The sequence below is a fragment of the Chromobacterium sp. Ag138 genome, from assembly GCF_055181315.1.
In genome coordinates, this window is sequence record NZ_JBUPWA010000001.1 from 613581 (window position 1) to 627784 (window position 14204).

The following is a 14204-nucleotide window of genomic DNA, read 5'->3' on the forward strand; positions in this document are numbered from 1 at the left end:
GATCGCACTCGCGCGCGCCGCGCTGGCGGCGCGCGGCGGCTTGTCAAACCAGGTTCTTCAGCAAGCGCGCGCCTTCGGCGGGGCTCAGCGTCGAGTCCTCTATCCGGCCCAGGGTTTCCATCAGCCGGGACAGGCCGTCAGCTTGAGGCGCGGCCGATTCGGCGCTGCCTTGAACGGTTTCCGGCAACCAGTACTCGTCCCTTGCGAACGGATAGCCCGGCAACTCGATCCGGCGCGGTTCGCGCCCGCGGTACAACCCGCGCCAATCGATATCGAAGCCTTGGACCCACAGCTCCAGCAGCTTGGTCTGCCTGCCGGCGGCCGCCCAGCCCGAGATCGCGCTCCTGATGTCGTCGTCCTGCAGAATCCGCTTCAAGCCCTCAGGCCCGCGCTGCGTCTGGCCGCGCCAGACGCCGTCGACCACACGCTCCTCGTCGGCATAGGCGCTGAGCATCGAGATCAGCTGTTCCAGGGATTCCGCCGCCAGACCCAGCCGCTCCTCCATCGCTTCGCGCCCCACTTGCAGGGTGTAGGCCAGCGCCGCCAGGTCCACCTTCTCGCCTGATGCGGCGAGGTAGTCGCGCAACTCCCGCGCCTTCTGCCTCAGCTGCTCCGGCGTGCGCGCAGACAAGGGCAGCGCGGCGATGCCGCCAACCGGCGGCCCGGCCGGACGCGCTGGGCTCTGGGCCCGGTATTCGCCGACGATCACGTGGGCGTTGGCTCCGCCGGCTCCGAACGAGGAAATGCCGGCGACGCGCGGCTTCTCCCCTCCGCCCGCTATTGGCCGGTTCCACGCCGCCAGCTGGCGGTTGACCTGGAACGGCGTTTTGTCGAAGCGGATATGCGGGTTCAACGTCTGCGCGTGCAGCGACGGCGCCAGTTGACCATGCTTGATCTGCAGCAGCACTTTGCTCAGCCCCGCCACGCCGGCCGCCGCCTCGCAGTGGCCGATGTTGGATTTCACCGAGCCGATGGCGCAGAAGCCGGTATCGGCGGTGTCCTGGGCGAAAGCCTGTTGCAAGCCGGAGATCTCGATGGGGTCGCCCAGCTCGGTGCCGGTGCCATGCGCCTCGATATAGCTGACGTCGCGGGCGCTGATGCCGGCCTTGTCCAGCGCGCGGCGCACCAGCTCGGCCTGCGCCGCCGGATTGGGCACGGTGAAGCCGTTGGTTTTGCCGCCGTGGTTTACCTGGCTGGCCAGGATCACGCCGTGGATGATGTCGCCGTCGGCCACCGCCCGCTCCAGGGGCTTGAGCAAGGCCACGCCGACGCCCTCGCCCGGCACGAAACCGTTGGCCCCGGCGCCGAAGCTCTTGCACTTGCCGTCCGCGGACAGCATGTGCTGCGACGACATGTCGGTGAAGCTGGTGGGATGCAGGTACAGGTTGACCCCGCCGGCGAAGGCCAAGTCGCAATCGCCATTGGCGATGTGCTCGCAGGCCTCATGCAGCGCGGTCAACGAGGACGAGCACATGGTGTCCACCGGCAGGCTGGGGCCGTTGATGTCCAGGAAATAGGACAGCCGGTTGGCCACCGAGGCGAAGGAGGTCCGCGGCCAGAACTTCTCGTCGTTGCCGTTCAGGGGCCGGTGCAGGTTGTAGCCGGCGCGGGTGATGCCGGCGAACACGCCCACCCTGCCGCCGAAACGCTCTCGCAGGTCCCGGCGGGTATAGCCGGCGTTCTCCAGCGCGTGCCAGGCGGACTGCATGAACAGCCGCTCCTGCGGGTCCATGTTGTAGGCCTCGCGCGGCGGGATGCCGAAGAACAGCGTGTCGAACTCGGCGAAGCGGTCGACAAAGCCCCCCCACTTGCAGTAACTGAGGCCGGCATCCACAGCCTTTTGCTCGTCCGGCTCGTAAAACCCGGCCAGTTTCCAGCGCCGCGCCGGGATTTCGCCGACGCAGTCGTCGCCGTTTTTCAGCCGCTGCCAAAAAGCTTCCAGATTGTCCGCGCCAGGATACATGCCGCTGATGCCTATCACGGCGATAGGGCCGCGTCCCGGCTGCTTCGGCGCGATAGCCGGATACGCCACCGCAGCGGCAGGCTCCGCCTCGCGCGTCGATGCGGCCGCCGCGCCCTGCCCGCACAGGCGGGTCAGCACGTCGGCGCGGGTTTGCGCCAGGTGGCCGGCCAGGGCGTCCAGGGTCTGGAACTGGAACAGCAAAGTGCTGCCGATCTCGCCGAAATGCTGCTGCAAACGCTGATTGACCAGATTGACGATGATGGAGTCGAAGCCGTAGCGCTCCAGCGGCTCGGCCGGGTCGATATGGTTCGGGTCCAGCTTCAGCGCGTCGGCGAAGACCTGGCGGCACAGCTCCACCGCCTTGGCCCGCAACGCAGCCGGATCGGGCTGCGCCGCGGCCGCAGAGGTCTGCGTCGGCGAGGCAGAACCCTCTCCTCCCCCGAACATCGCCTCCAGCCTTCCGCGCTGCGTCTGCAGCAGGTGTTCCGCCAGCGCGGCTATGGTCTGAAACTGGTACAACAGCGTGCTGCCGACGTCGTCGAAATGCCGCTGCAGCTGCTGGTTGACCAGCCCGATCACGATGGAGTCTATGCCGTAGCGTTCCATCGGCGTCTCGGCGTCCAGCTCGCGCTCGTCTATTTTCAGCGCCTCGCCGATGACCCGCTTGCACAGGGCCACGGCGCCTTCGCGCAGCGACGACGCCGATGGGCGAACGGCGGCGGCGGGCGCTTCCACGCGGGCCAGCTGGGGTGCTGGCGCCGGCGGCGGAATGTCCGGCTCGCGCTGGCGCATCACGCCGTCGCTGACGGCGACGATGATCTGCTGGCCGGCGGCATGCGCGCCGCGGCAAGGGAAATGCACGGCGGAGAAACCCTCCTCCTCCAGCACCCGCCGCCAGGCTTCCGGGTACAGGCCTGGAGAGCCCGGAATCCGCACCTCGTCGTCTTCGTTCAGCCACCAGCCGTCCAGCAGGCCGAAAGTCAGATGGCCGCACACCGAGTGCAGGCTGATTTCGTTCATCAACAGCGCGCCGCCGCGCCGCAGCAGCGCCTTGGCGTTGCGCAGCGTGTTGCGGATGTTGCGGGTGGCATGGATCACGTTGGCCGCCACCACGAAATCGTAGCTGCCCGGCGCCACATCCTGGCCGGCTAGCGGCTTCTCCACATTGAGCAGCAGCGTGCGCAAGTACGGCGCCCTCGGCGCGTACTCGCGCTCGGCGTGGAACAGAAAGGCCTTGGAGATGTCGGTGTAACCGTACTCCTCGATGCGGTCCGCGCGCGGCGCCAGCCGATCGAGGATGCCCGAGGTGGTGGCGCCTGTCCCTGCGCCGATTTCCAGCAGCCGCAGCCGCGCGGACGGCTCCGCCGCCAGCCGCGCGTCCACCGCCGCCAGCAGCGTGTCGCGCAGGCTTTGATTGAAGGCCAGCGAGTGGACGTCGGTTTTATATACCCGCTCGACCCACTCCAGCGAAGACCCGGGGAAGATCACGTCGGTCGCCTTGCGCGCGCCGCTCAGGATGTCGGGCAGCGCGCGGACGCAGCGGTCCACCAGCCGGCACAGCTCGCTGCCGCCGGGCTTGTCCAGCCAGGCCGGCAGCGCGGCATCCCACTCCCGCCACGCGGCATCCAGCGACGCGTTCTCGTCCACGCCGGCCCTGGCGATGATCTTGCGGCTTTCCTCCAACCAGCGGCGCAGGCCGGGCGCGGGATGGGCCGCGCCGCGGATCACGCCCGCCATCAGCCGGATCAGCAGCGGCTCCATTTGCTCGCCCGCCCGGCCCTGAAGGGCCGCGAAAGCCTCGGGCAGGGGCAGGCTGTCGAAATCCGGCAGCGCCAGCCGCGTTTTTGCCTGGACCGGCTCGGCCAGCCATTCGCCGTCCGCGCACAGCCGGGCGGCGGAGCCGCGCGCCACCCGCGATATCGACATCTGGGTGAAATCGCCGGCCAGGAAGGCGTCCAGCGCGTCCATGGCTTCGGCTTCCCGCAACGGACGATATCCGCTGGCATGGAAGAAGCCCTTGAGCGCGCCGCTCAGCTTGTCGCCGGCGCCGATGTCCCAATAGCCCCAGTTCACCACCTTGACCGCGCACGGCCACAAGCGGGCCAGCTGGCCGGCGAAGGCGTCCTTGAACGCGCAGCCGGCCGCGTAACCGCCCATGCCCGCGCCGCGGACGAAGGAGGCGTTGGAAGAGAAGAACAATGCGAAATCCAGCGCCTCGCCGGCGAAAGCCTGGGCGATGCGGACGCTGATGTCCACCTTGGCGGCCAGCACTGCGCGAAAATCGGCCTCGGACACTGTTTTCAGGCTTTGGTCGAATGCGCCGACAGCCGAGTGCGCCACCCCGTGGATGGCGCCATGGCGGCGTTTGATCTCGTCGCGAGCCGCTTCCAGCGCGCCGGTCTGCCGGGCGTCGGCCTGGATGTATTCCGGCCGGGGGCCGAAGGCGGCCAGATCATCCAGCTTGCGCCGCAACGCCTCGTCCAGCGGCCGGCGGCCTATCCAGACCACCTGCGCGCCGCAGGCGGACATCACATGCCGGGTCCAGGCCTCGCCAATGCCGCCGGCGCCGCCTATCGCCACATATACGCCGCCGGCGCGGTACGGCGTCTCCGCCGGCTGCGCCATTCTGGCTTCCACCAGCTTGCGCGCGAACCACTCGCCGCTGCGCCAGGCGTAGCAAGCGCCCTTGCCCCGCGACGACAAGCCGCCCAGCGCCGCCACCGCGTCCGCGCTCCAGGTTTGCAAATCGCACAGCCTCAGCGACCAGGCTGGGTAAGCGTCGGCCAAGCTTCCGCACAGGCCCTGAAGGCCGGCGTGGGCCGGATTGGCCGCTTCGGCCCTGTGCGTGGCCAGCGCGCCGATGGTGATCCAGTCCCATTCCAGCGCCTGCGAATCCAAACCGGCGCGCTGCAAAGCCCGCGCGAGGCGCAAGGCCCGCAGCGCGCCGCGCTCCTGATCGGCGATCAGCGACTCCTCGGACAGCTCGGCCGCGTCGCCGGCATGCGCCAGCCAGACCAGGCGATCGAAGCGTTGCCCGGCCAAACGATCCGCCAATGCTTCCATTTCGCCGTCATCGGCGAGAAAATCGAACGCCTCGGCCGGATAATGCCGCCGCAGCAGTTCGGCCTGCTTCTCATCCGCGCCCAGCACCAGGGCACGGCGTCCGGCGGCCGCGTCGCGGCCGGTGTCGAACAGCCTGTCCCATACCGGCGTCGCCGTCTCCAGCATGTCCTCGTCCGCCGCCGCGCGATCGCCCGGGCTCTCCACCTTCGCCCTGCCCGCCGCGATCCAGTAGCGTTCCGCGGCGAACGGGTAATTGGGCAGCTCGATACGGCGCGGCGCGGCGCCGGGATACAGCAGGCTCCAGTCGAAATCCAGCCCCTTGGCCCACAACTCCAGCAGCTTGCCCAGCCTGCGTTGGCTCAGCCATTTTTCTACCAAACCGGCGCGCACTTCCGCGTCCTGGTTCAACAGTTTCAGGCTGTCATGGTTGCGCCTCGCGTCGCCGCGGTACGCGCCATCCGGCATCGGCTCTCCGGCGACGAAAGACGCCAGCTGCCCGCGCAGCTCCGCCACGTTGGCGGCGAGGAAACCCACGCGCTCGTCCATGGCCTCGCGGCCAACCTGCAGCGTGTAGGCCAGCTCGGCCAGCTCCGGTTCGCTGTCATTCAACGCAGACAACAGATCCGCCGCCTTGCGCCGCAGTTGTTCCTCCGTTCGCGCGGACAACGGCACCATCAGCCTGCCGTCTTGGTTCAGAACCTCTATTTCACGGCTCGACCGCCGCGGCGCCAGGTATTCGCCAAGCACGATGTGGGCGTTGGTGCCGCTGAAGCCGAAGGAGCTCACCGCCGCCAGCCTCGCCCGGCCATCCTCGCCGCGCCACGGGCGCAGGCTGTCGTTGATGTAAAACGGACTGCCGTCCAGCTGGATGTGCTCATTGCGCTGGCGATAGTGGATGGTGGGCGGCAGCTGGCGATGGCGCAGCGCCTGCACCAGCTTGATCATGCCGGCCGCGCCTGCGGCGGTGAGGCAATGGCCGATATTGCTCTTCACCGAGCCGATCGCGCAGTAGCCGGCGCGCTCGGTGAACGGCCGGAACGCCGCCTTCAGCCCGGCCACCTCGATGGGATCGCCCAGTTTGGTGCCGGTGCCGTGGGCTTCGATCAGGCCGATTTCAGCCGGGTCGATGCCGAAGCGCCGGTAAACCGACTGCAGCAGCTCGCTTTGCGCGTCCTCGTTGGGCGCTGTGATGCCGTTGGATTTGCCATCCTGATTCACCCCCCAGCCGCGCATCACGGCCAGGATGCGGTCGCCGTCGCGTTCGGCGTCGGACAGGCGCTTGAGCAGCAACGCGCCAACGCCCTCGCCCGGGACGAAACCGTTGGCCCGCTGGTCGAAAGCGTGGCAGCGGCCATCCGGCGACAACATGCCGGCCTGGGCGGTCATCACGTGCATGGACGGACCGCCCATCACATAGACGCCGCCAGCCAGCGCCAAATCGCAATTGCCGGCGCTCAGGCTATCGCAGGCGGTGGCGAAAGCCACCAGCGACGACGAGCAGGCGGTGTCTATCGCCAGGCAGGGGCCGCGCAAGTTCAGCATGTAGGCGATGCGGGCCGCCAGGATGGAGCTGGACGTGCCCAGGAAGCCCTGGGCGCTCAGCCGCGCCTCCTCCGACGGCATCAGGTAGTCGCTGGCGCTGCAGCCGACGAACACCCCGCAGCGGCTGCCGGACAGCCCGCGCGGGCTATAGCCGGCGTTTTCCACGCAATGCCAGCCGGCCTGCAGGAACAGGCGTTGCTGCGGGTCCATCGCCTCGGCTTCGGTCGGAGAGATGCTGAAGAACAGCGGATCGAAGCAGTCGTATCCGTCCAAGGCGCCCAGCCAGCGGCTATTGGTCTTGCCGGGCGTCGGCGCGCCTTCCCGGTAGTGTTCGGCCAGGCTCCAGCGCTCCGCCGGCACCGCGGCGACGCAGTCGCGCCCCTCCGCGATATTGCGCCAGAACGCGTCCACGTCCGCGGCCTTGGGAAATTGGCCGGCCATGCCGATCACGGCGATGGCCTCCGGCGCGCGCCGGCCTTTGGCGGCGGTCTTGGCGCGGCTGGACTTACGCCAGGAGGCCAGCGTCGGCGCGGTCTCCTGTGTTGGCGCCGCCGGCTTTTTCCCGGTCGGCGAAACCGGTACGTCCCGGCCCGGCACCGGCATGGCTTCGGCCACCAGCCTGGCCATCTCGGCCAGCGTTGGGTGGCTGTAGACGCGGGTGGCCTCGATATCCACGCCGTAGCGCTCGTTGATCCTGCGCACCCAAGTGACGCCGGTGATGGAATCCAGCCCCAGCTCGATGAACGGGGTCTCGTCGTCTATCTCGTCCGGGTCCAGATGCAGCTCCCGCGCCAACAGCGCGCGCAGCGTCGCCGCCACATCGCCTGAGTCGCCGGAGCGGGTGGGCGTAGCCGCTGCCGCGCCGCTCGGTTCGCGGCCGGCGAGCAACTCCGCAAGGTGGCCGGCCAGGGCGGTCAGGGTCGGGTGGCTGTAGACCCGGGTGGCTTCGATATCGGTGCCGAACCTGGCATTGATCTTTCGTATCCAGGTGACCCCGGTGATGGAGTCCAGCCCCAGCTCGATGAACGGCGCTTCGTCGTCGATTTCGGCTTCCTGCAGCAACAGCTCCTGCGCCAGCAGCCCTCGCATGGCGTCGACGATGTCCGCCGCGCCGGCTGTCGGCGAGCTGGCCGCACGAACCTCCTGCGACGGGGCTCCCGCAAAGCGGCTTTCTATACGCAGCAAGGTGTCGTCGTTGCGCACGAAAGTGGCCTCATGCATGGCCACCTCAAGGCGATAGGCCTCTTCGCGGCCTGCCAGCAGCGGCTGCGCCAGCAAGCGCTTGAGACGGACCAGACGCTCGCGCGGCTGGCTGGCGATGCGGGCGGCCCGCTCCAGCGCGGCGTCCAGCAAGGCGCGGCGCGGCAGCGCGGGCAAGCCGCGGCCGGCCAGGTCGGCGCCGGACTGTTCGCGCGCCGTCAGCAACGTTTCCCGCGCCAGATCCAGGCCCAGCCGTTCCGGGAATATCAGGGTGGAACCGGCTCCCGGCGTGAAGCCGTAGGACATATAGGGGTTGAAATAGCGCGCCTCTTCCGCCGCCCAGGCCAGATCGGCGAACATGCCGAAAGCCCAGCCGCCGCCTATCGCGTGGCCCTGCATCGCCGATATCACCGGCAGCGGACACGCCAGGGCCAGCTGAAAGGCCATTTCGTCAGTGAACTGCGCCTGACCCTTCTGGATCGCCTGCAGGGTTTCACGGGTGCCGCCGGTGGCGAAATAGCCGTCATGGCCGGTCAGCACCACGGCCCGGCAGGCGGGCGCGGCGGCGGCATGCGCGAAAGCTCGTTTCAATCCTTCCACCAGCGCCGGGGTGAACATGTTTTTCGCCTCGCGCTCGCACATGGCGATCAGCGCCACGCCATCGGGGCGAATGTCCAGACTCACCGGACCAAAATCCAAATCGAAAGATTCGGCTTGCGCCGGAGCGGCATCTGCCGGAGCTACCGGCGGCAAGGCGCTCAATTCCGCATTGCGGCGGGCCTTCCAGTCCCGCGCCAAGCCGCGCGGCCAGCCCCGCCACTGCGAGGCGAGCGCCAACGCGCGTGGCAACGCGCCGGCGGCATCGGCGATCTCCGCCGCGCCGCACAGCCGCCCCAGCGACAAACCGCTTCGGCTGTCCGCATCCAGGCTCAATTCGCGCGCCGCCTTGCCGCCCAACCGCAGAGCGGCCAGGCGCGCGGCCTCGTCTTCCAAGGCCGGCGCGGAGGCCAGGCCCGCGAAGCCGTAGCGTCCTTCGTCGACAAACACCGCCGCGTCGCACCACAGGCACAGCCACCAAGTCAGTCCAGTCGCCTCTCCATCGCAGGCGGCGATCAACGGCAAGGGGCTGGCGCGCAAGGCCTCGCGCAAAATTTCCGCCTCGGCCGCCGGCCATTGCCCGGCATCGCCGGACAGTCCGGCCGGCAAGCCGGACAGCACGATGGAACGGCAAGCGGGCAGCAAATCCGCCCGGGCATAGGCGGCGCGCAGTTCCGCCGCCATCGCGGCGGGACTCCACTTTTTGCCTGAAGCGGCAGGCGCCACCAGCAACGCGCCTTGCCGCAGGCCCTCATCCTCAGCCGGGCTGGCCGTCGCTTCCGGCAGGCCTGCCGGCGCCAGCGCGGCGGCCTGGGCCGCCACGTCGCGCCCCAGATGGGCTTTCAGCAGGCGCAACGCCTCGGCCGGCTTGTCCGCGAGATCGCGGGCCAGCGCCAGCGCGCGGTCCGCCGCTTCGCCACGGGCCGCGACCGGACACGCCAGTCCCATGCGCGCCAGCTGCGCGCCGCTCGCAAGAGGCCGGCGGTACAGCGTGGCTTCGGCCAGCGCCTCCCCCAGCCGCGCGCGCAGCAGACGATCTTCCGCTACGCTCGGGAACAGGTCTGCGGCCGGATCGGCATAGCCGTACTCGGCGTCCTCGGCCAACACCATGAAATCGCACAGCAAGGACAGCAGCCAGCCCGCGCCCACGGCGCCGGCAGCAGGCGAGGCTATCAGCGGAAACGGGAAGCGGGCGACGGCCTGGGGCAAGCCGGATGCGATGGCCGCGTCGCAGGTTTCGCGCCCGCCGCGCCAGCTTTCATCGCCTCCGGTCAGCAGCAAGGCCTTCAGCGACGACATCCGGCCGGCCTGCTCCAGCGCGCGGAACAGAGAGGCCAGGCCGGCAGCCAGATCGCCGCCCGGCACGACGAAACCGAATACGCCATCGCCCAAGTCGCGCAGCCGGTCGCTTTCCCCAACCGCACCGGCAGCGGAAACGTCGGGCAGGCTCAGCCTCGCTTTGGCAGCCAGCGGCGCGGCGATAGGCTCAGCCGCCTCGGAGAGCGCGACGAGGACGGGCTTGCCGCGGCTCGCCGGCGGGGCCGAAACCATAGGGGCGGCGGGTCGCGGCGGGTCGTCCGCGCGCGGCGCCTCTGCCTGCGTGGCCAGCTCGGGCTCGGCGGCGCGGCGGCGCAAGCCCGCCAGCCGAGCGAGAACCTGTCCGCCCGCGTCGCAAAAATCGATATCGAAAACGCCGGCCTCTGCCTGGCGCAGATATAACCAAGCCGCTTCGCCGGACTCTCCGGACAGCCGCAACTCGGCAAGATAGAGCGGTTCGGCGCGCAGGCCGGCCATCTCGTCCAGCAACGAAGCCGCCATCCGCAGGCCGCGGGGACTCAGCGTCCACTCGCCGCCCTCGTCGCCGGGCTGCAGCGCCGCCAGCCGGCGTCCCTCCGCAGACCACAAGCCGGACGCAGCCGCAAGCATTCCTGCCCGCAGGCGGCTCAGGTCATGCCGCTCGGCCAATGGCTCGTCGACCCGCTCGGCATGCAGCTGGCAATGCACGGCCTCGCCGGTATGGATCTCGACGTCGACATGCTCGTCATCGCGCGTCAGCAAGGCGGTGCGCAAGGCATGCTCGCGTCCCGCCCGCGCCGGCTCGCCCCAGCGGATATCGCTCAGCGCCCAGCCGCCCCGGGATTCCGAGGCGGCGTCCAACGCGAATCTCGCCATCTCCAGCATCAGCAGCGCCGGCAGCCGCGTGAAGCCGCCAGCGGCCTCGAGGAAAGTCTCGTCGCCCGCAAGACGGGTTTCATAGGCTTGTTCGGCCAGGCTGGAGACGTTGGCGTGCGCCAGCGGGTGCAGCACGGCGCGGGCGGGTTGAACCGCCGCCGGAGCCTGCCAGTAACGCTCGCGGGCAAAAGGGTAACCGGGAAGGCTGATCAGCCCCGCCCCGTCCGCGCGCAAGCGCTCCCAACCCCAATCCAGGCCTTTGGCCCACAGTTGCGCCAGCTTGTTCAGATCTGCGGAGGCGATCGCATGCTCGGCTTCGGCTCGCGACTGGGCGTCGGCCTCGTCCAGGGTCAGCATGTCCCGCGATTTGACGCTGCCCTGGAACGTGGCGCGGCCGTCGCGCACAAAGACTTCCAGCTGCGCTTGCAGTTCCTCGCTCGAGGCCGCGACGAAGGCCGCGCGCTCGGTCATCGGCTCGCGGCCGCTCTGCAGCGTCCGGGCCAGGTCCCGGATGTCGATGCCGCCGACGCGCAAGCGATCGAGCAGATCGAGCGCGCGCTGGCGGAGATGCTCCGGCGCACGCGCCGACAAGGGGGCGATGAAGGCTGATGCCGCCACGGTTTGAGGGCTGCGGACCGGACGGTATTCCTCGATGATCAGGTGGGCATTGGAGCCCCCGGCGCCGAAGGAAGATACGCCGGCGACGCGCGGCAGTTCCCGTCCATCGCGCGCCGGGCGCGCCCAGGGGCTCAGCGTCTGATTGACGACGAAAGGCGTGGACGCGAAATCGATATGCGGATTCAGCCGGCTGGAATGCAAAGACGGCGCAATCGCGCCGTGCTTCATCTGCAGCAGGACCTTGGTGACGCCGGCGATGCCTGCCGCCGATTCGCAATGGCCGATGTTGGATTTGGCCGAGCCGATGCGGCAAAAGCCGGTCTGCCTTTCGTCCGGCTCCAGCCCCTCGTGAAAGGCGCGGGTCAACGCGGCGATCTCGATCGGATCGCCCAGCTTGGTGCCCGTGCCGTGGGCCTCGATGTAGCCTACATCGCGCGCGGCCACGCCAGCCTCCGTCAACGCCATGCGGATCACTTCCGCCTGGGCCTGCGGATTCGGCACCGTGTAGCCGTTGGTCTTGCCGCCGTGGTTGAGCGCGCTGCCGCGGATCAGACCATAGATGTGGTTGCCGTCGCGCTCGGCGTCGGACAGGCGCTTGAGCACCGCCACGCCGACGCCCTCGCCCGGGATGTAGCCGTCGCCGCCCTCGCCGAAGCTCTGGCAATGGCCGTCGCCGGAAATGAACTGGCCGGCGCTCAGCATCTGGTATTTGTTGGGGTGGATCGTGACATTGACGCCGCCGGCGAGCGCCAGCGCGGTGCGGCCCTGCCGCAGATCCTGGCAAGCCAGATGGATGGCGGTCAGCGACGACGAGCACATGGTGTCCAGCGTCAGGCTGGGGCCATGCAGATCAAGGAAATACGAGGTCCGGTTGGCGATGCTCGCCAGGCTGCCGGACAGATTGTATTCGCCGTACATCACGCCGGCGTAGACGCCGACTTGCCCCGCCCGTCCGTTCGCGGCCGCGGCTTGCAAGGCCGCGCGGTTCAGGCCGGCGTCCTCGATGGCCTGCCAGGCGTGTTGCAGGAATAGCCGCTCCTGCGGGTCCATGCCGGCGGCTTCCTTGGGCGAAATATTGAAAAAGCGCGGATCGAACTCGTCCACGCCTTCAATGAAACCGCCCCATTTGCTGTAATGGCGGCCGGCTTCGCCGCGGTCTTCGCTGTAGTGCTCGCGCCAGTCCCAGCGAGAGGCCGGCACTTCGACGATGCAATCGCGGCCTTCGCTCAGATTGCGCCAATACGCGGCCAGGTCCCATGCCTCGGGATAGCGGCCGCTGAGGCCGACGATCGCGATGGGTTCGTTCGCCGACGACGCGGCGATGGATGGCGCCGCCGACCGCTGAGGCCGGCCGCGGCGCGCCATCGCGGGCGCGGCTGCCGGCATGATAGGCGCGGATGTCTCGGGCGCTGGCGCCTCAGGCGCGAACAAGGCCAGCAAGGCCGGTTTTTGCGCCTGCAGGAAATAATCGGCCAGCTCGTCCAGGGTCCGGTATTCGAAGAACAGCGTCTTGGCCAGGGTGCCGAAGGTTTTTTCCAGCTCGCCGGTCACATTCATCGCCAGGATGGAATCGATGCCGTACTTTTCCAGCGCCGCCCGGCCCTCGATCCGCTCAGGCGGCAGCTTGAGCGCGCCGGCAAACACGCGGCGCAGGAAATCGCGCGTGCGCGCGGCCAGATCGGCTGGCTCGGCCGTCGCGGCCAAGGTCTTCGCCATCGGCTGCGCGGCATGTCCGCGCGGCTCCAGCGCCTTGCGCATCGCCGCGGGATCGCCATGCATCGCCATCAGCGCGCCCTGCGGCTGCGACAAGCAGCGGCGCCATGCCTGGATGCCTGCCTCCGCGCTCAATGAGCCCATGCCGGTGCGCCTGCGCAGCGCGTCCATGTCCGCCGCGTCCACATGCATGCCGCCGTCCAGCCAGTGCGGCCAGGCGATGGCCGCCGTTCGGCCGGAGCGCTCTCCAACCGCCGCCTGACGGTTGCGGTAGACCGCGAACTGCTCGAGAAAGCCATTGGCCGCGGCGTAGTCGGCTTGGCCGAGATTGCCCGCCCAGGAGGCGATGGATGAGAACAAAACGAAGAAGTCCAGCGGCAGCGCGCGGGTGGCGCGGTCCAGGTTGCGGCAACCTGCCACCTTGGGCGCCAGCACGGCGCGGAAGGAATCCGCTGTCTTCTTCAGGATGAATTCGTCCCGCAACAGGCCGGAGCTGTGGATCACGCCGTCCAGCCTGCCGTGGCGGGCCAGGATGTCCGCCACCAGGGCGTCCGTCTCGGCGGGATTGGAAACGTCGGCTCGCGCGTATTCCACGCGCCCGAGGGCTTGCAGCTCGGCCAGCAGGGCCTGTTCCGGCTCGGAACGGCCGGCCAGCACGACCGCGACGTCCGCGCCTCGGCTCAGCATCTCGCGGGCGAACAGCCGCCCCAGTCCGCCCAGTCCGCCTGCTATCAAATAAACCCCGCCTTGCCGGAGCGCGTCCGGCGCAGCCGGCGCCTCGTCGATGACGCGCCAGCGGCGCGCCTGCCTGGCGGAGCCATCCAGCCGGACCACGACGTCCGCCGATCCTCCCCATTCGGCGCGCAGCCCGCGCGCCAGAGCCGCGCCGTCGGCGCCGGCGGAAACCAGAACCAGCTGGGCGGAGACCGCCGGGTTCTCCAGCCTGGCCGTTTCGAACATCCCGGCCAGGCCGATCAGCCATTCGGCCTCGTCCCCGGTCGCAACCAGCTGCAGCCCGGCGGGAGACTGGGGTCGGGCCCGCATCAGGCCCCGCAGCGCCTCGAAAACGCCCAGAGCCAGCGCTTCGTAGCCTTCGCCCTCCAGCACCCGGCAAGTCGCCGGCGCCAGTCGCGAAGACAGCGCCTCGGCGTCTTTGGGACCGAAGCCGCGCAGCAGCACCAGCCGCTCGCCCGCGTCCTCCCCGGCCCCGTCCGGCGCGACAGCCGCTTCCCACTGCGGCGAAGCCAGCAGCGTGGCGAGCGCCTCGCCGCCCGTCCGTCGAAGCGTGGCGATTTGGAGCATGGCATCCTGTTGCGAGAGTTCGCCGCTCGCCAGC

At 69.4% G+C, this 14204-nt stretch carries 1 protein-coding gene; it reads right to left on the bottom strand.

The genetic code is table 11. The features are described from left to right. Window positions 1–43 precede the first annotated feature (43 nt). On the bottom strand, window positions 44–14170 hold the full coding sequence (locus tag ACY3GB_RS02695) for an SDR family NAD(P)-dependent oxidoreductase (RefSeq protein WP_463087373.1): 14127 nt from the start codon (window positions 14168–14170) through the stop codon (window positions 44–46). Window positions 14171–14204 lie beyond the last annotated feature (34 nt).

Coding starts and splice junctions, on each gene's coding strand:
- ACY3GB_RS02695 (WP_463087373.1), bottom strand. CDS start 14,170: ATGCTCCAAATCGCCACGCTTCGACGGACGGGCGGCGAGGCGCTCGCC.